The sequence below is a fragment of the Arthrobacter rhombi genome, from assembly GCF_900163545.1.
Lineage (GTDB): Bacteria > Actinomycetota > Actinomycetes > Actinomycetales > Micrococcaceae > Arthrobacter_H > Arthrobacter_H rhombi_A.
In genome coordinates this window covers 317,709-341,759 of sequence record NZ_FUHW01000038.1, presented here as the reverse complement: position 1 = coordinate 341,759, position 24,051 = coordinate 317,709, and the positions used below count along the sequence as shown (strand labels likewise).

General features: G+C 65.0%; 20 protein-coding genes. 8 read left to right on the top strand and 12 right to left on the bottom strand.

The window, feature by feature from the left end:
- Positions 1 to 79 precede the first annotated feature (79 nt).
- Together FM101_RS12000 and FM101_RS11995 are read left to right on the top strand one after the other, a co-directional pair.
- Positions 80 to 772 carry a potassium channel family protein gene (locus FM101_RS12000; RefSeq protein ID WP_086999894.1) on the top strand — a complete coding sequence of 231 codons (693 nt, stop codon included), beginning with the start codon at positions 80 to 82 and terminating at the stop codon, positions 770 to 772.
- Positions 769 to 1,482, top strand: a complete 714-nt coding sequence (locus FM101_RS11995; RefSeq protein ID WP_086999892.1) for a potassium channel family protein — start codon at positions 769 to 771, stop codon at positions 1,480 to 1,482. Before FM101_RS12000 ends, FM101_RS11995 begins: the two co-directional genes overlap by 4 nt.
- Positions 1,483 to 1,548: 66 nt before the next feature.
- Here the strand turns inward: FM101_RS11995 and FM101_RS11990 are convergent, their stop codons facing one another.
- The 4 genes from FM101_RS11990 to dut are packed head-to-tail and all read right to left on the bottom strand — an operon-like array spanning position 1,549 to position 3,980.
- Positions 1,549 to 2,280: a DUF3159 domain-containing protein gene (locus tag FM101_RS11990; RefSeq protein ID WP_086999890.1), complete on the bottom strand. Its 732-nt coding sequence runs from the start codon at positions 2,278 to 2,280 to the stop codon at positions 1,549 to 1,551.
- Positions 2,277 to 2,684 carry a hypothetical protein gene (locus FM101_RS11985; RefSeq protein WP_342744391.1) on the bottom strand — a complete coding sequence of 136 codons (408 nt, stop codon included), beginning with the start codon at positions 2,682 to 2,684 and terminating at the stop codon, positions 2,277 to 2,279. The genes FM101_RS11990 and FM101_RS11985 overlap by 4 nt, the downstream gene beginning before the upstream one ends.
- Positions 2,677 to 3,417, bottom strand: coding sequence for a DUF3710 domain-containing protein (locus FM101_RS11980; RefSeq protein ID WP_086999888.1), 741 nt, complete (start codon positions 3,415 to 3,417; stop codon positions 2,677 to 2,679). The genes FM101_RS11985 and FM101_RS11980 overlap by 8 nt, the downstream gene beginning before the upstream one ends.
- Positions 3,418 to 3,470: 53 nt before the next feature.
- The gene (dut, locus tag FM101_RS11975) at positions 3,471 to 3,980 is read right to left on the bottom strand and encodes a dUTP diphosphatase (protein WP_086999886.1); all 510 of its coding nucleotides are present in this window, start codon (positions 3,978 to 3,980) and stop codon (positions 3,471 to 3,473) included.
- 78 nt (positions 3,981 to 4,058) lie between these two features.
- Between dut and FM101_RS11970 the strand changes: the two genes are divergently transcribed.
- The gene (locus FM101_RS11970; protein WP_086999884.1) at positions 4,059 to 4,532 is read left to right on the top strand and encodes a DUF3093 domain-containing protein; all 474 of its coding nucleotides are present in this window, start codon (positions 4,059 to 4,061) and stop codon (positions 4,530 to 4,532) included.
- Positions 4,533 to 4,561: 29 nt separating this feature from the next.
- Here FM101_RS11970 and FM101_RS11965 read toward each other — a convergent pair whose 3' ends face one another.
- Positions 4,562 to 4,861, bottom strand: a complete 300-nt coding sequence (locus FM101_RS11965) for a DUF4193 domain-containing protein (RefSeq protein ID WP_086999882.1) — start codon at positions 4,859 to 4,861, stop codon at positions 4,562 to 4,564.
- A 163-nt stretch (positions 4,862 to 5,024) separates the two neighbouring features.
- Here FM101_RS11965 and FM101_RS15765 point away from each other — a divergent pair, with 163 nt between their 5' ends.
- Positions 5,025 to 5,168, top strand: a complete 144-nt coding sequence (locus FM101_RS15765; RefSeq protein ID WP_158225889.1) for a hypothetical protein — start codon at positions 5,025 to 5,027, stop codon at positions 5,166 to 5,168.
- Between the two features lie 97 nt (positions 5,169 to 5,265).
- A complete protein-coding gene (gene sepH, locus FM101_RS11960; RefSeq protein WP_086999880.1) occupies positions 5,266 to 6,429 on the top strand; it encodes a septation protein SepH in 1,164 nt (387 codons plus the stop codon).
- Positions 6,430 to 6,446: 17 nt separating this feature from the next.
- On the opposite strand, the gene FM101_RS11955 is transcribed toward sepH, so the two are convergent.
- The 3 genes from FM101_RS11955 to FM101_RS11945 form a co-directional block, all read right to left on the bottom strand.
- Complete coding sequence (locus FM101_RS11955; RefSeq protein ID WP_241895282.1) at positions 6,447 to 7,625, bottom strand: alkaline phosphatase family protein; 1,179 nt, start codon at positions 7,623 to 7,625, stop codon at positions 6,447 to 6,449.
- Between the two features lie 5 nt (positions 7,626 to 7,630).
- Positions 7,631 to 8,299, bottom strand: a complete 669-nt coding sequence (locus FM101_RS11950; protein ID WP_086999878.1) for a DUF5998 family protein — start codon at positions 8,297 to 8,299, stop codon at positions 7,631 to 7,633.
- A gap of 77 nt (positions 8,300 to 8,376) precedes the next feature.
- Positions 8,377 to 11,127 carry a GNAT family N-acetyltransferase gene (locus tag FM101_RS11945; RefSeq protein ID WP_086999876.1) on the bottom strand — a complete coding sequence of 917 codons (2,751 nt, stop codon included), beginning with the start codon at positions 11,125 to 11,127 and terminating at the stop codon, positions 8,377 to 8,379.
- A gap of 128 nt (positions 11,128 to 11,255) precedes the next feature.
- Between FM101_RS11945 and FM101_RS11940 the strand changes: the two genes are divergently transcribed.
- On the top strand, positions 11,256 to 14,039 hold the full coding sequence (locus FM101_RS11940; protein WP_086999874.1) for a DNA topoisomerase IV subunit A: 2,784 nt from the start codon (positions 11,256 to 11,258) through the stop codon (positions 14,037 to 14,039).
- A gap of 50 nt (positions 14,040 to 14,089) precedes the next feature.
- Here FM101_RS11940 and cydC read toward each other — a convergent pair whose 3' ends face one another.
- Genes cydC through FM101_RS11925 form a run of 3 tightly spaced genes read right to left on the bottom strand, consistent with a single transcriptional unit; the run spans position 14,090 to position 20,242 of the window.
- Positions 14,090 to 17,584, bottom strand: a complete 3,495-nt coding sequence (cydC, locus tag FM101_RS11935; RefSeq protein ID WP_086999872.1) for a thiol reductant ABC exporter subunit CydC — start codon at positions 17,582 to 17,584, stop codon at positions 14,090 to 14,092.
- 7 nt (positions 17,585 to 17,591) lie between these two features.
- Positions 17,592 to 18,614 (bottom strand): cytochrome d ubiquinol oxidase subunit II, encoded by a 1,023-nt coding sequence (gene cydB, locus FM101_RS11930; protein WP_086999870.1) that lies wholly within the window; start codon positions 18,612 to 18,614, stop codon positions 17,592 to 17,594.
- Positions 18,615 to 18,646: 32 nt separating this feature from the next.
- A complete protein-coding gene (locus FM101_RS11925; RefSeq protein WP_086999868.1) occupies positions 18,647 to 20,242 on the bottom strand; it encodes a cytochrome ubiquinol oxidase subunit I in 1,596 nt (531 codons plus the stop codon).
- A 204-nt stretch (positions 20,243 to 20,446) separates the two neighbouring features.
- Between FM101_RS11925 and FM101_RS11920 the strand changes: the two genes are divergently transcribed.
- Complete coding sequence (locus FM101_RS11920; RefSeq protein WP_086999866.1) at positions 20,447 to 20,821, top strand: BlaI/MecI/CopY family transcriptional regulator; 375 nt, start codon at positions 20,447 to 20,449, stop codon at positions 20,819 to 20,821.
- A gap of 27 nt (positions 20,822 to 20,848) precedes the next feature.
- Positions 20,849 to 21,862, top strand: a complete 1,014-nt coding sequence (locus FM101_RS11915; protein ID WP_086999864.1) for a M56 family metallopeptidase — start codon at positions 20,849 to 20,851, stop codon at positions 21,860 to 21,862.
- A 10-nt stretch (positions 21,863 to 21,872) separates the two neighbouring features.
- Here FM101_RS11915 and FM101_RS11910 read toward each other — a convergent pair whose 3' ends face one another.
- Positions 21,873 to 23,978 carry a DNA gyrase/topoisomerase IV subunit B gene (locus FM101_RS11910; RefSeq protein WP_086999862.1) on the bottom strand — a complete coding sequence of 702 codons (2,106 nt, stop codon included), beginning with the start codon at positions 23,976 to 23,978 and terminating at the stop codon, positions 21,873 to 21,875.
- Between the last annotated feature and the right edge of the window lie 73 nt (positions 23,979 to 24,051).

The window sequence follows — 24,051 nt, the reverse complement described above, 5'->3', positions numbered from 1 at the left end:
ATCCGACGTGGGAGACTGGAAGCCATCAACGGGGTTTCGCAGGCCCTGCCGTCAGTACGACAACCACGGGGAGCAAGGCATGGCCCATTTCGTCATCATGGGGTGCGGGCGCGTCGGCGTCACGCTGGCCCATACCTTGGACGACGCCGGACACACCGTGGCGATCATCGACCAGGATGACCGGGCGTTCCGACGCCTTCGCCGCGGTTTCACCGGCCAGAAGGTCAGCGGTGTCGGCTTCGACAGGGAAACCCTGGAACGGGCGGATATCGCCAATGCCTATGCCTTCGCGGCGGTCTCCAGCGGTGACAATTCGAATATCCTGGCCACCCGGGTGGCCCGCGAAAACTACCATGTCCCGCATGTGGTGGCCCGGATCTATGACCCGGGTCGGGCCGAGATCTACCAGCGGCTGGGGATCCCCACCGTGGCAGCGGTGCGCTGGAGTGCCGATCAGGTCCTCCGCCGGGTTCTGCCCGAACAAGGCATCAACGGGGACTTCCGTGAGGCCTCGGGCCGGCTGATCCTCGGAGAGGTCGCCCTCCATGATGGGTGGTACGGGCGCAGTCTGGCCGAAATCGAAGAGGTGTCAGGGATCCGGGTCGCCTACCTGACCCGGTTTGGTGAAGGTCAGATCCCCCGCCCCGACGCCCGGCTGCAGCAGGGCGATATCCTGCACGCCATGATGGCCGTGGCTTCCATGGGGGAAATCGACAGGATCCTCTCCAAGGCACCCACCACCCAGGAACCCGACGAGGAGGAGAACCTGTGAAGATCGTTATCGCTGGGGCCGGCAGCGTCGGCTCCTCCATCGCCAAAGAGCTCCTCTCCCACGGACACGATGTCCTGTTGATCGATGAGAAGCCTGAGGTTGTCGGTCGCAGTGGCGTCCAGGGTGCTACGTGGCTGTTCGGGGACGCCTGCGAGCTGACCACGCTCAAGGATGCCCAACTTGCCGACGTCGACGTGGTGGTTTCGGCCACCGGTGACGACAAGGTCAACCTGGTGGTCTCCCTGCTGGCCAAAAGCGAATTCGGGGTCGGCCGGACCGTGGGGCGGGTGAATAACCCGAAGAACGATTGGCTCTTCGACGACGCTTGGGGCGTCGACGTGGCCGTCAGCACCCCGCGCATGATGACCGCCCTCGTGGAGGAGGCCGTCGAGGTCGGGGATGTGGTGCGGTTGCTCACCCTGCAGACCGGGGTGACGTCCATGGTTGAATTCACGGTCCCCACCGATGCGGCGCTGATCGGCTCCACACTGGGCGAGGTCCCCTGGCCGCAGGACACTGCAGTAGTGGCGATCCTGCGTGATGATTTGGCGATCACCCCGAGCCCCGATGACGTGATCGAAGGCGGCGACGAGCTGTTCTTCATTACCGCGATTGCGGCCGAAAACGATCTGCGTGCGGTTCTGCGTTTGGACACCAGGTCGCGGAACGACGCCGAATCAGAGGATGCTTCGGACGCTTTCCGCGATTGAAACGCGTGCCCCACCCGCGGGGCAGCGGCCCTGCCGGGCCAGTCCTGCCGGGTGGGCCCGCAGGAATCAGTCCTGCGCGGCTGATGGGGCTTCTGGTTGGGTTTGGCCGCCGGTGGCCGGCCGGGAAACCAGCCACGCCAGCCAGAGTCCCATCGCGTAGAGCGGGATGCCCATCACGATGCGGGCCGCGCCGAGTGCTTCGATGTTGTCCGCAGCATAGAGGGGCAGCTGAACCAGGAGTCGGGCCCCCATCACCCCGGCGATGATCCAGGTGGCCACCGCATAGGAGAAGCGACGGGCCCGATCGGTCCGCCAATCAACGCCCTCACCGCGGATGAAGCCGAAGACCAGGCCCATCAGCGGCCAACGGACCACGATGGAGATCACGAAGCCCAGCAGGTAGGCACCGTTGGTGTAGAAGCCAGGGACGTAGAAGTCACGCGCATTGCCGGTGGTGCGGGCAAAGACCGCACAGATGAGGACACCGAAGAGGCCGGTCAGTGCCTGGGTCAGCCCAGTTTTGCGGACCAATCGGGCGACGGTGAAGATGGCCGCAATGGCGAGGGAAGAAATCAGCGCCGGGTTCAGCTCCCGCAGGATCATGAAGACCACCAGGAAGACGATCCCCGGCAGCAGCGCCTCGATCAGGCCACGGACACCCCCGACGGTTTTCAGGACGTCGACCTGCCCGGCAGCGGTCCGGTGGATCCCCGATCCTTCGGCTATTCGACGGCCGAGGTCCTCTGCCTGGTCGTGACCTTCATCCGGGGTCGGCTCCCCCTCGGGGCTTTGGCTCATACCTCGTCCTCTACGTCATGTTCGTCCTCGGGCAAGATCTCGTATCGGGGGTTGTAGATCGTTGGCACGCCGTCGACGCGGGCGATCATCCCCTCGAAACGCAGTCGGGTGCCCGCTTCGATGCCGGGCACGCGGCGTTGGCCGTTCCAGACCAGCACGATGCGTGCCACCGGGGTCCGTCGCCCACCGGGCGGAGCCGGGGCGTCAACGACGCCTGCGGTAAACACCGGTGCCTGGGCGCTGGGCAGGATCCTGATGTTCTCCACGAAGCCGCGGGCGAGCACCCTGCCCCGTTCGGGAAGCTGGTCCAGGGTGTAACAGCGCTCGGCCCGGTCGGGCCCGGTGTATCCGCCCGAACGGGAGGCCAGGCCGCGGCGTCGGGCTGCGACGCCACGCTCAGCCAATTTCGGTGATCTCCGGTCCGCGTTCCGGCCTGCCCTGCAGACCACGTTCGTTGCTGCTGTCCGTGGTGTCCTCGGTTTCCTCGGCGTCGTTCGCCGAGCGGGTGACGGCGCCGGCCGGCATCGTCAATGGGAGCAATTCCTGGGGAGGCATGGGCTGGTTGCCGCGTTCGACGACGACCCGGGCCAGTCGGTCCTCGAGGCGTTCGGCCTGGGCGCGGTCCAGGGTCGCCGGTCCACCCACCACTGCGCGCAGGAACCAGCGTCCGCCGTCGATGCCGATGAAACGGGCTACCATGAATCCTTGCTCGCCATCGGGGCCGTCGGCGGGGACACGGGCCACCAATTCGGTGCCAAAGCGTCCTTCGACCCGATCGATTTTGCCGTTCTGTTCGCCGATGCTTTCTTCGATCTGGGCTGAGATGCCATCCCACAGGCCGCTGGATTTCGGTGCGGCAAAGACCTGGAGCTGCAGGCGTGAACCGTCGAGTTCAAGGGCCGCGGCGATGACCCGCTGGGATCCCTCCTCGACCTCGAGGCGCAGCTGCATGCCCTCGATCGGTTCGATCTTCAGGGCTCCGAGGTCGATGTAGTGCCCGTGGTCCGGTGCCTCGTCGATATCGAAGGGACCCTGTTCGTTGCCGGCCGCGACCACGTCGGCATCCGGGAGCTGCTCGTCCTCGGGCGTGGTGGCTGCGTCGTCGTTCGTTGAATTGGTGCGGCGTTTGAAAATCATCGTTGCTCCTCCCGGCCCGTGGGGCCGCAGGTGGTGAAGTAGGTGGGGTGGGCTCAGCGGGCTGCCGTGTCGGCGAATCCTCCGGTCGAGCCGAAGCCCCCGGCTCCGCGCACCGAATCGGGCAGTTCGGCGACGGGAATGAACGCCGCATGCTCCACGCGTTGGATGACCAGTTGGGCGATCCGGTCACCACGGTTCAGTTCGATCGGCGTCCGCGTGTCGGTGTTCAGCAGGGTCACGCATAACTCCCCGCGATAGCCGGCGTCGACGGTTCCCGGGGCGTTGACGATGGTGAGTCCCTTTTTCGTGGCCAGTCCGGAACGCGGATGGACCAACGCGACGAAGCCGATCGGCAAGGCGATGGCCACTCCTGTGGGAACCAGCTTCCGCTCCCCCGGTTCCAGGACCACATCTTCGCGGGTACGCAGATCGGCCCCCGCGTCTCCGGGGTGGGCGTACGACGGCGGCTCCAAGCCGGGGTCGAGCATCTTTAGCTGGACGTCAAGGGTGGTGGTGGGCTGCTCGGGCATCGTAGCCGGATTCTCCAGGGCGTTGAGGGTCATGACCGTGTTCACTCTAGCCCGATTGCCGTCCAGCCCCAATGCGTCCACGAGAGGCTCTGGGCGAACTAAGCTGGTGGTATGCCTGATTCGACCCCCTCTGCAGCGTCCTCTGAGATCTTCCGTGAAAAATTGTGGCCGGCCTGGTGGATGTGGATCCTCGTGGTGGGAACCGGTTTCGCCGGTACAGCCATGGTCCTTCCCATCAATTTGAACGTTTCCATCGTCGTGGGCATCGTCGTGTTCTTTGCCGTCGGCATCGCCTTATTGACCCTGACGCCGACCATCAGTTTGACCCAGGACTGGTTTAAAGTTGGCCGGGCCAGCATCGAATGCCGCTATATCGGCGAGGTTTCCGCCCATCGAGGCGACGACGCCACCTTTGAACGTGGTCCTGCCCTGAACGGGACCGCCTACCTTTGCCTGCGCGGCTGGATCGACCCGGTCGTCAAACTCGAAATCGTTGATCCACTCGATGCCACCCCATACTGGCTGGCATCGACCCGCCGCCCGGAGGAGCTGCTCCGAGCCCTCCAGCAGACCGCGCGCGCCTAGAGGAGCGGCAGTGGGACCCGCCGCGGCCTTCAGCCTTCGCAGTCCTTGCAGTACAGCAGTCCGCCCTTTTCCTTGGCGACCTGGGAACGGTGCCGGACCAGGAAACAGGAAGCACAGGTAAATTCGTCCGTTTGTGCCGGGAGCACTCGGACGAGGAGTTCTTCTCCGGAGAGATCGGCGCCGGGCAGCTCATAGCCGTCGGCCAGCTCGGTCTCATCCTCGTCGACCACCGGTGACTGATGGTCCTTGCCGCGTCCCTTCAGTTCTTCGAGGGACTCCTGGTTGGCTTCGTCGTCATTCTTCCGTGGCGCGTCGTAGTCTGTCGCCATAGTTTCTCCATCACGCTCCGGTCATTGCTGGGTTGGGGCCGGATAGGCCCCCGGCACCGTTGCTCTAGCGGCGTCGCGCCGAGATGTCGTGCTGGTATGTTCTGGGTTGGTCCGGCGTTCCCGACCCTCAAGATACAACGCCACGAGGACACATTTTGTGCCCGTGACGCACAGATTGTTCACCATCGGGGAGCAAAAAGCCAATGTCCGTGGCCCCGTGGACGGCGACCGCAGGACGGCATCGACCCAGCAGGGTTCCCCGCCTCTTCCCGTGGGCGGCTCGACCGGGGTTCCCGGGCCCACCTGAGACCAAACTAACCGCGCCACACCACGGCAAATACTGACTTTTCCCCTCCCCCGGTGGCAGAGTCGTATCCGTACGTGAGCGTCCGTGGAGGGAAAGTATGCAGCAACTTCGGCTCGTAGGTGTCCAAGAGGATGGCGAGCACCTGCTGTTGAGCAGCGACGATGGGTCCAGCTTTGTGCTGCGCATCGACGAGGCGCTACGCGCCGCCACTGCCCGCCCCATCGGTCGCCCCGCCGCGTCCGGCGCCGAGCAGGCACCGGCAACATTCTCCCCGCGGGAGATCCAAACCCGGATCCGCAATGGTGCCACCGCCGAAGAGGTTGCCGAGGAATCGGGCTTCCCGTTGGACCGTGTGCTGCGCTACGAGGGCCCCGTTCGCGCCGAACGCGACTACGTTGCCCAGCAAGCTCGTGGCGTGGAGGTCTCCGCACCCCAGGCCCACGACACCTACCGTTCGGCCTTCGGCGATGAACCGGCCTCCCTCGGTGAGATGGTCGACGTCCGGCTCAACGCCCTCGGCGTCAGCGCCTCGTCGTTGCAGTGGGATGCTTGGCGTCGTAGTGACGGGGCCTGGAACATCTCGGCCGAATTCGACGCCTCGGGTTCCGAAACAGATGCCAGTATCGGCGAGGAGCCGCCGGCCATGTGGGTGTTCCATCCGGCCCGAAAATCGTTGCAGAACGCCAACCGGTGGGCTCAGGTCCTGAGTGAACTGGAACCGGTGGAGAATGCCTTCACCAACCGTCGACTCACGGCAGTAGCCGACCGCCCCTTTGATTTCGAATCCGACGCCGGCCATGAAACGCACGGTTCCGACACTGGTCCGGCTTCTCCCGGAGACCCCGACGCCGAAGAACTGCTCGACGTGCTGCGTGCCCGCCGTGGACAACGCCTTGGAGTGGACGAGGAGGGCGACGATGCCCTCGCCGTGATGCTCTCCAAGGGTTCCATCCCCGCAGCGCACCCACGGGACGAGGATTTCGCCGATGAAGGTGAAGCCCGCCGACTGGGAATCGTTCCGCCGCATGACGACGACGATGACGATGAGCTGCCGCACCTGCCAGACGGTGTCAGCACGAACACCAGCGAATACACCGTCGTACCGGGCCTCTCGGCCGCAGACTTTCGGCAGGCCGACGAGACGGTGACCCGTCATGAAGAGGCAGAAGACGACGGCGGTCATGGACGCAAGAAGGCCAAGCGGTCCTCGGTGCCCAGCTGGGATGAGATCGTCTTCGGCAAGGGGAAGAAGCGCGACTAGCGCAGCGCTGCCTCGAATTACTTCGGGGTGGCCAGGGTCAGGAGCGGGACTTCCTTCTCGGCTCGGGTCATCGAACCGTGCTGGCCGATCATGTTCAGGGCCCCGGGTGAGACGCGGCGTCCGTCAAAGAGGGCGAGTTCGCCGCTGGCCAGGATCAGTACGTCACCGATTCTGTTCTTGACCCGTTCGTCTACATCGCCGAAGTAGCCGTGCTCGATGGCTTCCTCCCGCGTGATCACCCAAGCCTTCGCTCCGAAGGCCTCCTTCCAGTTCCGGATGAGCGCGGCGCGGGTCGCTGCGGTGGCCTCGCTGCTGAAGTGCAGCTGCACCGCCCGCGGCTCCCCCGCCGTCAGGGCGATTCCGTCCAGGAGTTCGGGGTACTGCGAGTAATCGATCCGTGCTTCGGGACGCACATCGACCATGCCGTGGTCCGCGACGAGCAACAGCAAGGTCCCTGCCGGGACGCGTCCGGCCAGGGTGCGCATATTTGCGTCGAGTTCCTCCAGCTCACTGAGCCATTGAGACGAATCGCTACCAAATTTATGTCCTGCCTTATCGAGTTCGTTCCAGTAGCAGTACACCAACGACCGATCAGATGCGGCCAACGCCTCGGTAGCGGCCCGGACACGGGCCTGGGGGGTGCCCGCTGCGAGGAATTCGCCGCCCTGCAACGAGGCACGGGTCAATGCCGAATCGCTGAAGCGTGGCAGGCTCGCCGTGGCCACGTGGATATGCTCCGCCGCCTGGGCCATCACCGTCGGATACGGCTGCCACACCTTCGGGTCCAGGTCCTCGGGCCAGTTACCGAGCATGTTCACCACCCGCGGGACCGCAGGATCGACGACGTCGTACCCGACGATGCCATGCTGGCCGGGCGACACACCGGTGCCCAGGCTCGACAACGAGGCAGCCGTCGTCGTGGGGAACGCAGCGTCCAGCGTGCGTGAATTCTCCATTTTCGAGCGCAGGAACGGGGCATGCCCGGAACGTGCCTTGAGCAGTGACTTGCCCAGCCCGTCGGCCATCACCACGCACACCTTGCGGGCCTGGGGTAGTGACAGGACATTGCTGAACCCGGGAACCCCCAAGACGGCAGCGGCGCTTGTCATCACCACCGAGAGGTCCGCGGTGCCGTAACGTGGCGGGGCCGGCAGCGGTTCGGCGGGCTCGAGTCGGGGTGTGCGGGTGGTGCTCACAAGATTCAGCCCTGGTGGTGGCCGCGAACGAACCGGCCTGCGGGGCGTGGGGCCCGCGATTCGGCAGCAGGAACCGGTCGGGTATCCAAGGCGGTGGTCGTGGTGGCTTGCCGCAGGGCCCGGGCGAAGGACCTGGCATCTTCGACGGCCTGGAGGCCGTCGGCTTCGGCACTGACGCGGAGCAACACATCCTCCCTCTGCAGCGTTCCGGTGTAGCCGTGGTCGGCTTCGCATTGCGGGTCGGCACAGCCTGCCGGAGCCAAGTCAACGCGTTGTCCGCCGGACCAGGAGATCGCCAGGGTCAGTTCGCGGCTCTTATCGCTGCTGCGGTAGTTCTGCGGCTGGTGGTAGACGAAGCTGAGCACCACCGAAGAGATCCTGCCGATCGGCACGGTCTCCGTGGAGACCTGGGCCATGACCTGGTCCCCAGCCATGTCCAGCTGTTGGTCGTCCACGTGGACGATGACCATCACGTCGGACGTCAGGACCAGCACGGTGACATGCCGGTGGACCTCGGTGTGCTCGATATGGGTTTCCAGCTGGACCAGATGTGCCAGCGGCTCCATCCCATCCAGGGCGTCTTCGACGACGTCAGCAACGAGCTTGGGGTAGAACCCTGCGCGTTCCAAGGCACTGTGCAAATCACGGCCGGGGGCCGAAGTACGGGAGAACATCCACCCAGTCTACCGGTGTATGTGCCGCCGTCGGGCCGATCATGACGGCGGCTGGGGACTGGCGCCCCCTCCCCTGCCTAGCGCATCGCCCGCCGGGCGCTGTCGGTGCGCTGCGCGGGGTTGCCGATCCGTAGGTCGGCGGCGAGCACGGTCACCGATCCTTCGGAGACCAGTACCGGGTTGAACTCCATCAGCGCCACCTCCGGGTGGTCATCCTTCAGGGTGGCCACCCGGTTGAGGAAGTCCTCCAGCCCCGGCACGTCCACGGAGGGGAAGCCCTGATAGCCGAAGAGCTTCTGGGAGGCCCTGGGCGTGCGGACAAAATCGGCGAGGTCGGTATTGGTCAGTGGCGGGATGGCGTGCGCCCAATCGTCGAGCAGGTTCACTGCATCCCCGGCCAGCCCGTAGGAGATCAGTGGTCCCAGCAACGGGTCCTCGAGTGCACGCACCACGCAACCCTGACCTGAAGCAGCCATGGTCTGGACTTCGAGGTCATCGGCCCCGTATTGGCGCAACGTCTGCTGCATATGTCTGATGTTCTGCCGCAGCGCGGTTTCGTCGGTGATATTCAACCGCACCCCACCCAAATCGAGTCGGTGGCGCAGGTACTGGTCGGTGGCCTTCAAGGCCACCGGCCACCCGATGCGATGTGCTGCCTCCACGGCTTCCTGCTCATCGCTGAACCGCACCGATTCCAGCACGTTCACCCCGTAACAGCCCAACAGCTCGACGGCGTCCTGCGCCGAAAGAGCCAGCAAATCGGTTCCTTCCACGCGTTGCATGTACCCGGCGAGCAGCTCATCGGCGCGTTCCCTATCGATTCCCGAGGATTCGACGTATTCACCAAATTCACGGCCACGCCAGTCCACGTACCCGACCATTTCCGCCAGGGCCCCGATGGCGGTTCCGGGAGAAGCATAGGTGGGGACGGCGTCCTGCCGGACGGTCACCGTCTGGGTGCCGCCTTCGTCTTCACCTGAGGCGGGGGCGGCTGTGCCGGGGGCCGGGCTGGTCTGGATCAGGCCGACGGCGGGTTCCTTCGGATCCATGATCCCGGTGAAGGATGCCAACACTGGTTTGCCGGCTTCCCGCCCCGTTTCGAACAGGATCTGAGCCAGCTGGTGGTGGTCGATGCCCGGGGCCGGCAACACCGCGAGGATCAGGCAGTGCACCGCGGGTTGGGCCAGCAGTGCCTGCAACGTCTTCCGGAGCCGCGGCAACGCGCGGGAGGCGCCGTCGGTCAGCACCAGATCGCGTTCACTGGCGACAACGTCAAGGTCGTGCTGTTCGGCGTTATCCTCCACCACGCGGGACAGCGCCCGAGAATTGGCGACAATGGCCAGCCCGTTGCCGGCGGGTAGTGGCTGGGTGGCGAAGAGCTGCGCCAGGTCCATCAACAATTCGTTGGATGCCACGCGAATGGCCCCCGACTGGTGGAGCATCGCATCCACGGCACCCAGCGGCGCCTGGGTGGTCCGTACGGCGTGCCCGGGCGGCAGCCTCAAGCCCATGACATCTGATTTGGCCACGATGACCGGCTTCTTTCGGGCCAGTCGGCGGGCGATACGCGAAAATTTCCGGGGGTTCCCGAAGCTTTCCAAGAATAAGGCGACGGCTGTCGTTGCGGGGTCGTCTTCCCAAAATTGCATGGCGTCGTTGCCGGAGACGTCGGCCCGGTTCCCTGCCGAGACGATGCTGGAGACACCGATCCCGCGGCGGCTGGCCGCCGAGTAGATGAGCACGCCGATCGCTGCGGAATGACTGAACAGGCCGAGTCCTCCCCGCCGGGGCATGCCCGGGGCCATGGAGGCGTTGAAGCTGACCGCCGGTGCCGTATTGACCAGACCCAACGATGCCGGACCGATCAGCCGCATCCCGTTGCTCCGCGCCAACCGCACCAGGTCCCCCTGACGTTGCAGGGCCTCTGCCTGGTCGCCCGGGAAGGTCTCGGTGACCACGAGTAGCCCCCGCACACCGTGGGCCCCGCATTCGGCAACGACGGACTCCAGTTCAGCTACCGGAACGGCAACCACCGCCAGGTCCACGGTGCCGGGGATCTCTGCGAGAGCGCCGTAGGAGATCATCCCGGCGATTTCCAAAGCGTCAGGATTCACCGCATAGACCGGCCCGGTGAAACCGCCTTCGATAATGTTTTCCAGCAGCGTGTACCCGACGGTTCCCCACTGCCGGCTGGCCCCGATCACGGCCACCGATCGGGGGGCCAGCAGACCGGCCAACGACTGGGCTTCGGCCCGGTGTTCGCGTGATTCCATCACGGCCCGAGACTTCTCGGTCGGGTCGATCGGAAATTCCAGCATCACCACCCCGTCGTCGAACCGGCGTTTGACCTCGTAGCCTGCGTCGGCGAAAACCGTGAGCATTTTGCGGTTTTCCGGCAGCACTTCGGCGCTGAAACGTTCGATGCCGTTCTCCCGGGCCGCGGCAGCCAAGTGCTCGAGCAGGATCGAACCGGCCCCCTTGCCCTGGGTGTTGTCGGCGATGTTGAACGCCACCTCGGCCTCCAGCGGATCATCGAGTCGGTCGTAGCGTCCCACCCCGATGATCTGAGAGCCACGGAGGACGATCATCGCCACCCGGTTCACGTGGTCAACCTGGGTAAAGCGGGTCAGCTCGCGGTCGGTGAGCTTGGACTTGAACGTGAAAAACCGCAAGTAGATCGACGTTTCGGATTGTCCGGCATGGAAGCGTTGCAAAGCAGCGGCATCCGAGGGACCAATGGGCCGCAAATGGGCCGTCGTCCCGTCGCGTAGAACGACATCGGCTTCCCAATGAGCCGGATATTCAGCATTTTCCACCTCGTGCACCATAGGCTTAGCCTAAGGCCTTCGCACACGGATCCGTCGTGATCCGAAATACAAGGACGAGACTGCCCCTCAGTGCGGCACCGTCCTATCGCGCAGGACCAACATCAGCACCGATTCGAGGAATCACTTTTATGGCCCGCAGGCAGACACCGGAACCACCGCAGGACTTCATCGAGAACATCGTCGACATCGACGTGACCTCGGAGATGGAGGGGTCGTTCCTGGAGTACGCCTACTCGGTGATCTACTCGCGTGCCCTGCCCGACGCCCGTGACGGCCTCAAGCCGGTCCAACGCCGCATCCTGTTCATGATGACGCAGATGGGTCTGCGCCCCGAGAAGGGCCACGTCAAGAGCGCCCGAGTCGTCGGTGAGGTCATGGGCAAACTGCACCCCCACGGTGATACCGCCATCTACGATGCCATGGTGCGCATGGCCCAACACTTCGCGTTGCGGCTGCCACTGATCGACGGTCACGGGAACTTCGGTTCGCTGGACGACGGTCCTGCCGCACCGCGGTACACGGAGGCCAGGCTGGATTCCCCGGCGGTGGCCATGACCGACCACCTTGACGAAGACGTCGTGGACTTCATCCCCAACTACGACAACCAGTTGCTTCAACCGGAGGTCCTCCCGGCAGCCTTCCCGAACCTGCTGGTCAACGGAACCACCGGCATCGCCGTCGGGATGGCCACGAACATGGCCCCGCATAACCTCGGCGAGGTCATTGCCGCGGCCCGTCACCTGGTGGAAAATCCCGAAGCGCCCCTGGCCGAGCTGATGAAATTCGTCCCCGGCCCGGATCTACCCAGCGGCGGAGAGATCATCGGACTGGAGGGCATCCACGACGCCTACACGAACGGGCGTGGCTCGTTCAAAACCCGGGCCAAGGTCGTGCTCGAACAGATCAGCGCGCGACGCAGTGGTCTGATCGTCACCGAGCTTCCCTACATGGTCGGTCCGGAGAAGGTCATCCAGAAGATCAAGGATGCCGTCACCGCCAAAAAGCTCGTCGGGGTCTCCGATGTCATCGACCTGACCGACCGCAAGAACGGTATGCGGCTGGTCATCGAGCTGAAGAATGGCTTCAACCCCAATGCCGTCCTCCAACAGCTGTATAAGTACACACCGATGGAGGACTCCTTCGGCATCAACAACGTGGCCCTGGTCGACGGACAACCCAGGACGTTGGGGTTGCGGGAACTGCTTCAGGTCTACATCGGGCACCGCCTCTCGGTGGTCACGCGTCGGACGGCCTACCGGCTGGCCAAGAAGAAGGATCGACTGCATCTGGTCGAAGGTCTCCTCATTGCCATCGTCGACATCGACGAGGTCATCCAGATCATCCGCAACTCGGACGAAACTGCGGTGGCCCGCCAACGGCTGATGACCGTGTATGACCTCTCGGAGATCCAGGCCAACCACATCCTGGAGCTGCGGCTGCGTCAGCTGACCAAATATTCGCAGATTGAGCTCGAGAAAGAGCGCGACGAACTTCAACGGGAAATCGAACGTCTCAGCGCCATCCTGGCCTCGGACGAGCTGCTGCGCGGTCTGGTCTCCAGTGAGCTGGCCGAGGTCTCCGAACGTTATGCCACACCGCGCCGTACCCGCCTGTTGAAGTCGGCAACGGCGGCCCCCTTGAAGGGCACCACCATGCCTGCCCCGGCTTCCACCAGCGCCAAAGCACCGTTGACGCTCGAAATCGCCGATGATCCCTGCTGGGCCATCCTCTCCGCCTCGGGCCGGCTGGCTCGCACCACCACCCGTGAGCCGCTGCCCACCGACGGCAACCGGGTGAAGCATGACGTGCTGGCCTCCCTCCTGCCGGCGACGGCCCGGGGGGAGATCGGCGCCGTGACCTCAACCGGACGCATGTTGCGCCTGCAGGTCTTGGACATCCCGGTCCTGCCGGCCACCTCCTCGTTCCCTCCTCTGACCGACGGGGTTCCGGTCGCCGAGTTCATTTCGCTGGCCAAGGGTGAAACCGTGATCGGTCTGGTGCCGCTGAATGAGGTGCTGGCCGTGGGGACCGCCCGCGGGGTGGTCAAACGAGTCACCCCCGACTACCCGTTGAACCGTGACGAGTTCGAGGCGCTGTCGCTCAAACCCGGCGATCGGGTCATCGGGGTCTGTGTTCCGGGTGAAAACGATGATCTGATCTTCGTTTCGGGCCAAGCCCGTCTGCTGCGCTATCCGGCATCCACTGTTCGCCCCCAGGGCCGCACGGCCGGCGGAATGGCAGGAATCAAGCTCGTCGACGGTGACCAGGCCATCTTCTTTGGTTCGGCACATCCCGAGGACGAATCAGCGGTGGTGGTCACTATTGCCGCCGCGGGTGCGACGTTGCCCGGCACCGAGGCCGGCACCGTGAAGGTCACCCCGCTCTCCGAATATCCGGCCAAGGGCCGCGGTACCGGTGGGGTGCGGGCCCACCGCTTCCTCAAGGGCGAAGAGGTCCTGGCCCTGGCCTGGGCCGGTCATGGCCCTGCCCGGGCTGCTTCGGCTGCCGGAGTCTCCCGTGCGCTGCCCCTGGAACATGGACGGCGGGATGGTTCGGGCGTTCCGTTGTCGAGTAAGGTCGACGCGCTCGGCGGGGCTCCTGTCGCCCCCGATGCCGTGGGCGAACCCGCCCCGCCCATCGACCGCTCCCCCGAACCCGTCTCCGGTGGCAGCGAGGCAGAGCAGGCAGACACCGGGGCACCGCGCCGACGCACGGCCGCGGCCTCACGCCCTGCTGCAGGACGCGGCGGAAAAAAGGTCCCCGACGAGCCGGTGGGCGATTTTTTGCCCGGCTTCGACGCTGAGGAGCCCCGACGCGCCCCCCTCGCTGCGCCGGAGGAGGACAGCGTCCCCTTCGCCGATTCAGCGGTGGTGGAAGTCGAAGGACGCGGTACGACGCCGGTAGGGCCCTAGGTCCGACTTGAAGGGCTCTGCTCCGGCTGGCATGAGGGCCGCGTCGCCCTTCAGGCTCGAACCGGAGGCGACAGGGCCCCCGTGCTCAGATCCAAAACCGTATCGGCGTCGCCGGCCATTTGCGCGTCATGGGTGACCATCACCACGGCCATCCCCGCCAGGGCTTCTCGCAGGTCGGCGATCAATTCCGCGGCCTCGTCCTGGCCGAGGTGAGCCGTCGGCTCGTCCAGCAGGACGGCGTCCGCCCTGGCCACGAGTGCCCTGGCCACCGCCAGGCGTTGACGTTGCCCCCCCGAGAGCCGGTGCCCCCCACTGCCGATGCGGGTGTCGAGTCCCCCGCTTTGCTGGTCGAACCAGTGGCCTAGTCCTACCGCGTCAAGGGCGGCATGCAATTCGGGGTCGTCTGCCGGGTCGTGGGCGGAGCGGCCGAGCGATAGGTTGTTGCGCAGGCTGGAATCGAAGAGATGGGCTTCCTGCGGGCACCATGTGATCCGCCCCAGCAGGGGTGCCGCCTTCTGCGGCTCGGCCCAGGGTTCGATCAGCATACCGACATCGTCGCCCAGGCGGAAGGCGCCCTCCGAGGGGCGGACCAGTCCCAGCAGTACGGCGAGCAGGCTGGATTTTCCAGACCCCGATGGGCCAATGATCGCCAACCAGCCGCCACGTTCCACCCGCGCAGAAATATGCTCCACCACCGGCGTGTTCCCCGTCCACGTCACCGACACCTGCTCAAGTTCCAATGACGTCAACCGTGTCGGCCGGCCGTCCTGCCCGGCAGCGTGGGCTCCGTTTTCCGCAGCATCAGCGGGAAGCGGCGCCGGGGCGTCGTTGCTGCTCAGCACCCGGGCGATGGCGTCGAGCCGGTCGCCGAAGAGCGGGAGTTTCGCTGCGGCATCTGAGGCATTGGCCAAGGGTTCGTTCAGGCTCAAAGCCAGCAAGGCGACCACTGCCAGAAGTGCCGCCGTTTCGGCTCCCGATGCTCCGGTAGCGCCGGCGACCAGCAGGCAACCGATCGCTGCCAGCCCGGAAGCGATGACGGCGATGGCCTCACCGAGTCCGGCGCCCGAAGCGGCTCGCAGTGTTGTCCGGGAGGCCAGTTGGTCGTGCTGGTTGAAGTCTGCGGCAGCCCGTGGCGCGACCCCGTTGGCCCGCAGATCCCCGGCGGCGGCGAAGAGCGTGGAAATCCGGCCGGTGGCCCAACTGCGGTGTCGTGCCGCCTGGGCTGCGGAACCTCGTTCGACACGAACAGCCAGCCAGGGCCCCAGCAGGAAGCCCAGTGCCCCGGCGATCCAGAAGATGCCCTGGGTCGCCGGGAAGAGCAATGCTGCGGTGATGAGGGAACCTGCCCAGGCAAGGATCGCTGCCGGAAGGGGAACCAGGACCCGTGGTGCTGCGTCGCGCAATTCGTCGACGTCGGCCACCAGATGGGTGAGCGCATCCCCCGAACGAGTCAGTTTCCCCCATCCGGCGGGGCGGTTGGACAGGGCATCCCATAACCGGGTGCGCAGCGCGGTCGCCCAGTCAAGGACCGCCCGGTGCACCGCTAGTTGTTGGGCGTACCGTAGGACGGCCCGACCCAGTCCGAAGAATCGCACGCCCACGATCGCGACCATGAGCACCATCATGGGTGGACGGGTACTGGCATTGACGATCAGCCAGCCCGAGACGGCGGTCAGCGCCGCCCCGGACAGCACGGAGGCCGTCGCGAGGAGGACGCCACCTCCCATCCCTGAACGCCACCACCTCATTGATCGCAGCAGGGACCAGCGGGCTGACCGGCTGGAAGTGCGCACGGAGGTCTCGTCCGCCGCGGTGGGCCCGGCCGGCTGGGAGGGAAGCGGTTCGGTGCCCGTTTGCCGGTCGTGACGGGGTTCAATCATCGGCACGGGTTGCCCGACGGTTCCACCCTGCCGGAGCAGGTCGGACAGTTGGCGGTCGTGCGTGGCCACGATCAGGGTCACGTCCTGGGCGAGGCAAGCGAGGGCGGACCTGACGGCTCCAGCGCTCACGGCATCCAGATGGGCTGTCGGCTCGTCGGCTAACAGGAGGGAGGCGCCCGCGCACCGGATCCGGAGCAGCGCCCGGGCCACCGCGATCCGGCGGAGCTCCCCGGGGCTGAGTCCGTCCAGCGGCAGAGCAGCCAGATGTCCCGCCCGAACGTCTTCCAGCACGTGGGTGAGATCCGTGAGCTCGGCGTTCGGGGCGTAGAGCAGTAGTTCCTCGGTGGCCGTGGGCTCGGTGAATTGGGGGTGTTGCCCGATCCAGGCGGTATCTGACGAATCGGGGACGTCGATGACGCCGTCGATGGTCGTCTCGGGGGGAAGCAGCCCCGCGAGGGCATGGAGCAGGGTGGTTTTTCCGCTCCCTGAAGGCCCGTCCAGGACGACTCGTTCGCCCCGTGAGACCGTGAGCTCGGCGATGGACACGGCGGGCGCTGCCGATCCCGCGTACTGGACGCGCAGGCGCTGCACGCCGATCCCTGCGGCGTCTGGCCGCGCGTCACGCTCGCCCAGCTCAGCTGCCCCGGCCAGGGGGCCTTCGTGGCCATCCCCCAGAAGGTCCTCGGCCCGCCGTAGGGCCTCCAAACCATCTTCGGAGGCGTGGAACGCCGCCCCAACGCTGCGGAGCGGCAGGAAGACTTCCGGGGCCAGGATGAGGGCCAACAGGCCCACCTCGAGACCCATCTGCCCATAGACGAGCCGGACTCCGATGAACACGGCGACGACGGCCACGGAGATCATCGCGATCAGTTCCAGCGCGAACCCGGACAGGAAGGCGGTACGCAACGTGGACATCGTGGTTTCGCGGTAGCGCCGTGAGACAGCGGTGAGCCCCTGCCGGCGTTCGGCCGAACGCCGTAGTCCGATCAGGGCCGGTAGTCCCTGCGCCAGCTCGGCGAGCTGGTTCGACAAGGCATCCAGTCCCGCAGCCGCCTGGGCTACCCGGTCCCTAGTATGCAGTCCGATCAGTGACATAAAGACCGGGACCAGGGGCACGGTCAGCACCAGGATGAGCGCGCTAACCCAGTCCGCCGCGAGGATACGGGCTCCAATGAACAGCGGTACGACGGCGGCGCTGACCAAGGCGGGCAGGAAGGTCGAGTAGTACTCGTCCAGGCCGTCGAGCCCGCGCGAGGCCAGGGCCGCCACGGCGCCGCGCCCGTTCGGTGAATCCGCGCTTCCCTGTCGAGTCTTTCCGCTCAGCTCGGCGGCGACCAGTCGGTGGCGCAGACGTTCCTTCGTGCCCCAAGCGGTCCGTTGCGAGGCTTGGGTCATACCCCACGCCGCTGCGGCTCGCAGCAGGACTCCGACGGCACCGATCAGGCACAGGGGCGCCAACGCGCCGGTGAGCTCCCCTCCGGTCCCCGACGGGGAACCGACGGTTCCGTCGGCCACCACGGTGATCCCCGTGGCCAACGCCTGCCCCAACAGGATCAACCCCACGGCTTTCACCGCGGCCAAGGCAGCCAACAGTGCCAGCTGTGAGCGTGGAACCTCACGCAGCCCTTGATGGGGGCCGGCGGCAGTCGTCTTCATCGGGGTCATCTCGGTCCTAGACCACCGGGGTCACGGTATGGGCTGCCGGAATATGGCTTTCGGAAACCCGTTGACGGAACACCCAGTAGGACCACCCTTGGTAGAGCAACACCAGCGGGATGCCGAAGGCAGCGATAACACTCATCAGCCCCAGGGTGTACTCACTGGAGGAGGCATTGGCGACGGTCAGGTTGAAGGCCGCATCGATCGTCGAGGGCAGGACCACGGGGAAGACCGCCACGAAGATGGCGGACACTCCTGCCATGAGGAAGGCTCCCGAGTAGGCAAAGGACCAGCCTTCGGCTCCCCGCCGGTTGGCCAGCCATCCGGCGAGGCCACCGACGACGGCGAGGACCACAAGAACCAGGGGGATCACCTTTCCGGTCGGCACCACGACGAGGATCGCCCAAAGCGCCATCGGCGCCAGCGCCACCGGCAGCCACCGGCCGATGAGGCTGCGGGCCCGTTCGCGTAACTCCCCCTCGGTTTTGAGTCCGACGAAGGCCAGGGCATGAATCAGCGAGAAGGCGACGACGGCCAGCCCGCCGAGGACCGCGTAGCCGGTGAGCCAGGCGAAAGCCCCTCCCACCCGGTCACCATTGGCATCCAAGGGAAGCCCCGTCGTCGTCAGGGCCAGCATCGCCCCGACGCCGAAGGCAGCGGTGAAGGAGCCGAGGCTGATCGCCCAGTCCCAAGCGTTGCGGCTGGACTGCCGGTGGGCTTTACCGCGATATTCAAAGGCCACCGCACGGAAGATCAGGGCGACCAGCACCAGCACCAACGGCACGTAGAGTGCGGAGAACAGCGAGGCATACCACATCGGGAAAGCAGCAAAAGTGGCAGCCCCGGCGGTGATCAGCCATACCTCGTTGCCGTCCCATACGGGTCCGACGGTGTTCAGCAGAACGCGTCGTTGGCGTTCATCGCGGGCCAGGAGCTTCATCAGCATCCCCACCCCGAGGTCGAAACCCTCGAGGAAGAGGTAACCGGCCCAGAACACGGCGATGATCACGAACCAGAGTGTCGGGAGGAATTCCATCATCAATCCTTAGATCGTTTCCGCGGGCAGGATCAGTAGGCGAAGGCGAGGACGTCGCCGTCGCCGGCTGGGGTGTCATCGTCGTCTTCACCCGGTGGCGAGGCCGTCAGTTCGGGCATGGCGGAGGGAACGCCGCCGCGCACATACCGCACGATCATCTTGACTTCGACGACGGCCAGGACCCCATAAACTGCCGTGAGGGCGATGAGCGAGAAAAGCATTTCGGCGGCGGAGACCCCCGGTGAGACGGCGGCTGCGGTGTACATGAAGACCTGGTCTACCGAACCGTCCATCGTCGGGTTGGGGGCGACGACGAAGGGCTGGCGGCCCATTTCGGTGAAGATCCAGCCTGCCGAGTTGGCGCCGAAGGGTGCCAGGATGCCGAACACTGCCAGCCGGGAGATCCATTTGTTCTCCGGTACCGTCCCCTTACGCACCACCCAGAGGGCCACCAGCGCTGCGAAGGCCGCGATCCCACCAAAGGTGATCATGAGCCGGAAGCCCCAGTAGGTGACTTCCATCAGCGGCAGATAGTTGATTTCCTGTCCGGCCCGCTCCCCGTACATCGGGTCGTCGGGCAGGTGGGTCCCGTATTTTTCTTGGTATTGCGGCAGCAGCGTGTTCACGCCGGGGATCTCGGTGGTGAAGTTGTCGTTGGCCAGGAAGGAGAGCAGGCCCGGCAGTTCGAAGACCGCCACCACGTCGTCACAGGTGGTGGCCCCGCCGCCACCGAGGTTACCGATGGTCAACACGGAGAAGCCCGTTCCATCGTGGCAGGCGGCTTCGGCTGCGGCCATCTTCATGGGCTGCTGCTTGAACATCAACTGAGCCTGGGCATGGCCGGAGAAGGCGACCCCGGCAAAGGCCACCATGGCGACCACGGCACCGATGCGCAAGGATTTCAGCCACACGGTGTGGTCGAGTTTGTCGCGGCCCGCCCCCTGGGAGGTGTCTTCGCCGACCATCACGTGACCCTGGGCATCGACGGTGTCGATTCCCGCCTTGCGGCGGCGGTAGAGGTGGAACCAGGCAATGCCGATGAGGAATCCACCGGCCACGGCGAAGGCACCGAAGATGGTGTGCGGGAAGGTGACCAGAGCGGTGTTGTTCGTGAAGACGGCCCAGGCGTCGGTCATGACCGGGCGTCCATCAATCATCTCGACGCCGACCGGATGTTGCATCCACGAGTTGGCCACCAGAATGAAGTAGGCCGACAGGACCGAGGCCAGGGTGGCCATCCAGATACAGCCTAGGTGCAGAAGTTTCGGTAATCGTTGCCAACCGAAGATCCATAGCCCCAGGAAGGTGGATTCGACGAAGAAGGCCAGCAGGGATTCCATGGCCAACGGGGCACCGAAGACATCACCGACGAAACGGGAGTATTCACTCCAGGCCATGCCAAATTGGAACTCTTGGACCAGGCCGGTGGCCACACCCATGATGAAGTTGATCAGGAAGAGCTTGCCCCAGAACTTCGTCATCCGGAGGTATTCCTCACGGCCTGTCCGCACCCACATGGTCTGAAGGACCGCCACCAGGATGCCCAACCCGATGGTCAGTGGCACCATCAGGAAGTGGTAGACCGTGGTGATGCCGAATTGCCAGCGGGCAATTTCAAGGGGGTCCATGAACAACCTTCCAAACCCTGCGGAAGTATCGGGACGACCCCCGACACCTTTTCTACGCTCTGTAGAATACCCGATTTTCTACGCCGTGTAGAACCTGAGCCGAAATCAGGGTAGATTGGTACCAACGCAGTGACCCGGAGGATGAAGAGACTCCACCGGTTGAGATCCCTGCGTTGACCTACTGAAGCTAGACAAGGAAGATCATTGGCAACTCTCGGCGACCTCGAACGCTCGGTGATGGATCTGTTGTGGGACGGCGCCGAAGCACAGACGGCCAACGACCTTCGTGACAAGCTGGCGCAGGCTCACGGCAACGACGGTAAGGAACTGGCGGTGACCACGGTCTTGACCGTGTTGGCACGGCTGGAGAAAAAGCAGCTGGTCACCCGCGAACGCGATACACGTCCGCACCGCTACCGCGCAGTCACCAGCCGTGAAGAACACACGGTGGGCCTCATGAACGAGGCCATGGGCAACGTGATGGACCGCGAGGCCGTCCTCGCCCGGTTCATTGGCGGCATCTCCCCCGTGGAATTGGCCTCCCTGCGACGCATTCTGGATGACGGGGCCAACGCCTAGCGGCGCCGCCGCCGCTTTCCGGCCACGATGCTGACAGCCTCCTACCTGCTGCTCGGCCTCGCCATCATCTTGGCGTGGCCTGCTCCGATAGTGCTCTCACGGGCCCATTGGACCTCGCGATCCCCCTTCACTGCCCTGTTGCTCTGGCAGGCGATCGCCCTCGCCGGTGGCCTGTCGATGATCGGGGCCTTCCTGGTATGGGGTCTGTCTCCGTTGGGCGACAACCTCCTTTCGGCGCTGTCAGGATTCAGGCGCATTGTGCTGGGGGAACCTGGCGCCTCGCTCCTCACGGTCGTCCATGTCTTTGCCCTCAGTACCGCCTTGCTGCTCGGCGCCCACCTCATCTTCACCTTGCTGCTCACCGCGTATAAGGTCACCCGGCAGCGGACACGTCATCGCCGACTACTGGCCCTGCTCAGCGGGCCTTCTTCGTCGATCCCCGGAGCCGTCGTGGTCGAGCACCAGGCTCCGGTGGCCTACTGTTTGCCCGGATTCAACGGTTCCCTCACGGTGCTCTCCCGCGGTCTCTTGGACTCTCTGGATGAGGAGGGCCTCCGTGGCGTCGTCGCCCACGAACGTGCGCATCTGGACCAACGCCATGACTTGTTGATTCTGGCCTTCGAATCATGGAACCAGGCCCTTCCCTGGCTGCCGACCTCACGGCTGGCGCGTCTTGCGGTCCAGGAGTTGATCGAGATGCTCGCCGACGACGCCGCCCTCGAACAGGTCTCCCGTGAGGATCTGCTGCGTTCTCTGGTGGCCGTGGCTTCGGGTATGGCACCGGCCACCGGCGGGGACGTCCAGACTCTGCTGGGCGAGGACGCTGCGAGAGCCCGGGGAGCGGAGGCCGTGGCTCCTGCGGCCGGGCCGGGGCGAGCCGCAGCAGTACCGGCCAGCCAGCTGTCGTCACTCAGGCTCCGCCGTCTACTCAGCCCGGTCGAAGAACTCCCCCTGGCCGGACGGTCGGCCGTCATGGCTACTGCCGTTCTCTTGGTGCTCGTCCCGACCTTGGCCTTGGTGGCACCGGGCCTCTTGAACTGACGCGCCTCGATCAGGCGTCGATGTTCTCCATATCCAAACGTTCAGCACCAGCGATAATGAATTCCTTACGCGGAGCGACATCGCTGCCCATCAACAAATCGAAGACCTGCTCGGCCCGCTCAGCATCGGCAATGTTCACCCGGCGCAACATGCGGTGGCGCGGATCCATCGTTGTTTCGGCCAACTGCTCGGCGTCCATTTCGCCCAGACCTTTATAGCGTTGGATGGGCTCCTTGTATTTTTTGCCCTTCGCCCCAAGTTCGGCAAGCACGGTATGTAATTCGTTCTCCGAGTAGGTATAGACCATTTCATTGGGCTTGGCCCCCGAATGGATAACCTCCACTCGATGCAGGGGCGGCACCGCAGCATAGACCCGGCCGTGCTCGACCATCGGTCGCATGTAGCGGAAGAAGAGGGTCAGCAGAAGCGTGCGGATATGGGCCCCGTCGACATCGGCATCGGTCATCAGGACGACCTTGCCGTAGCGGGCGGCAGAAATATCAAAGCTTCTCCCGGAGCCGGCGCCAACGACTTGGATGAGGGCAGCACATTCGGCGTTGGAGAGCATGTCCCCCACCGAGGCTTTCTGGACGTTCAAGATCTTGCCACGGATCGGCAGCAGCGCCTGGAAATCGGAGGAACGGGCCAGCTTCGCGGTTCCGAGCGCCGAATCGCCCTCCACGATGAACAGTTCTGAACGTTCGACGTTATCGCTTCGGCAGTCAGCTAATTTCGTCGGCAACGATGAGGTTTCCAGCGCACTTTTGCGCCGCTGCGTCTCCTTATGAACCCGAGCCGAGATCCGGGACTTCATCTCGTTGACGACCTTTTCCAGCACGGCCCCGGCCTGCTGTTTATCCGCTCGCGCGGAGGAGGTCAGGCGGGCAGCAAGTTGCTTCTCCACCACCCGGGAAACGATCTGGCGCACTGCCGACGTCCCGAGGATCTCCTTGGTCTGGCCCTCGAATTGGGGTTCGGCCAGGCGGACGGTCAGGACCGCCGTCATGCCGGCGGTGACGTCATCCTTCTCGATCTTGTCGTTGCCGGCCTTCAACTTGCGGGCGTTGGACTCGATCACCTTACGGAAGGTCTTCAGAAGTGCTTGCTCGAAACCTGTCTGGTGCGTACCGCCCTTGGGCGTGGCGATGATGTTCACGAAGGAACGCACGGTGGTGTCATAGCCGACACCCCACCGCAAGGCAACATCGACCTCGCAGGAACGTTCGACCTCCATCACCTTGCTGTGCCCGGAGTCGTCGAGGACGGGTACGGATTCCTTGAAGGCTCCTGTCCCCTGGATGCGCCAGATGTCGGTGACGGCCGGATCATGGGCCAGGTAGTCGACGAATTCCGAGATCCCGCCATCATGGTGGAAGATCTCTTCGATCGGCCCGTCCGCGCCAGCGGTTCCCGGCAGCTTGCGTTCATCACGCAAGGTCAGCCGGAGGCCCGGCACGAGGAATGCGGTCTGCCGGGCGCGTGCTTCGAGTTCCTCGTAGGAGAATTTGGCATCGGCGATAAAGATCTGTTCGTCGGCCCAGTAGCGGATGCGGGTTCCGGTGACCCCACGCTTGGCCTTGCCAACGATGTCGAGTTCAGAGTTTTCCACGAACGGCTCGAAAGGTGCCTCGGGTTTGGGCTTACCGGTGTCCTTGAAGCGCCCCGGCTCTCCCCGCCGGAATTGCATCTGGTAGGTCTTGCCGCCCCGGTCCACCTGGACATCGAGGCGCCCCGACAGGGCGTTGACCACACTGGCACCCACGCCGTGGAGGCCGCCGGAGGCCGTATATGAACCGCCACCAAATTTCCCGCCGGCGTGAAGTTTGGTGAAAACGACTTCAACGCCGGTCAGCCCGGTTTTAGGTTCGACGTCCACGGGAATGCCGCGGCCATCGTCGTGAATTTCTACCGACCCGTCCGAGTGCAGCACGATGGTGATGCTTTGCCCGAAGCCGCCGAGGGCCTCGTCCACCGAGTTGTCGATAATCTCCCAGAGGCAGTGCATGAGTCCGCGCGAATCGGTGGAACCGACATACATGCCCGGGCGTTTGCGGACCGCTTCCAGGCCTTCCAGCACGGAGAGGTGGCGTGCGTTGTACTCAGAACTCGGTGCCACGGGGGACGTGCTCCTTGTTGACGATGGAATTTCGGACCACTTCCACGATAGTCCCCGCATCCGACATCTCACG

Excerpts from the sequence above, each read along its gene's own strand:
- FM101_RS12000 (WP_086999894.1), top strand. The coding sequence starts at position 80 with ATGGCCCATTTCGTCATCATGGGGTGCGGGCGCGTCGGCGTCACGCTG.
- FM101_RS11990 (WP_086999890.1), bottom strand. The coding sequence starts at position 2,280 with ATGAGCCAAAGCCCCGAGGGGGAGCCGACCCCGGATGAAGGTCACGAC.
- FM101_RS11980 (WP_086999888.1), bottom strand. The coding sequence starts at position 3,417 with ATGATTTTCAAACGCCGCACCAATTCAACGAACGACGACGCAGCCACC.
- dut (WP_086999886.1), bottom strand. The coding sequence starts at position 3,980 with ATGACCCTCAACGCCCTGGAGAATCCGGCTACGATGCCCGAGCAGCCC.
- FM101_RS11970 (WP_086999884.1), top strand. The coding sequence starts at position 4,059 with ATGCCTGATTCGACCCCCTCTGCAGCGTCCTCTGAGATCTTCCGTGAA.
- FM101_RS11965 (WP_086999882.1), bottom strand. The coding sequence starts at position 4,861 with ATGGCGACAGACTACGACGCGCCACGGAAGAATGACGACGAAGCCAAC.
- sepH (WP_086999880.1), top strand. The coding sequence starts at position 5,266 with ATGCAGCAACTTCGGCTCGTAGGTGTCCAAGAGGATGGCGAGCACCTG.
- FM101_RS11950 (WP_086999878.1), bottom strand. The coding sequence starts at position 8,299 with ATGTTCTCCCGTACTTCGGCCCCCGGCCGTGATTTGCACAGTGCCTTG.
- FM101_RS11945 (WP_086999876.1), bottom strand. The coding sequence starts at position 11,127 with ATGGTGCACGAGGTGGAAAATGCTGAATATCCGGCTCATTGGGAAGCC.
- FM101_RS11940 (WP_086999874.1), top strand. The coding sequence starts at position 11,256 with ATGGCCCGCAGGCAGACACCGGAACCACCGCAGGACTTCATCGAGAAC.
- cydC (WP_086999872.1), bottom strand. The coding sequence starts at position 17,584 with ATGACCCCGATGAAGACGACTGCCGCCGGCCCCCATCAAGGGCTGCGT.
- cydB (WP_086999870.1), bottom strand. The coding sequence starts at position 18,614 with ATGGAATTCCTCCCGACACTCTGGTTCGTGATCATCGCCGTGTTCTGG.
- FM101_RS11925 (WP_086999868.1), bottom strand. The coding sequence starts at position 20,242 with ATGGACCCCCTTGAAATTGCCCGCTGGCAATTCGGCATCACCACGGTC.
- FM101_RS11915 (WP_086999864.1), top strand. The coding sequence starts at position 20,849 with ATGCTGACAGCCTCCTACCTGCTGCTCGGCCTCGCCATCATCTTGGCG.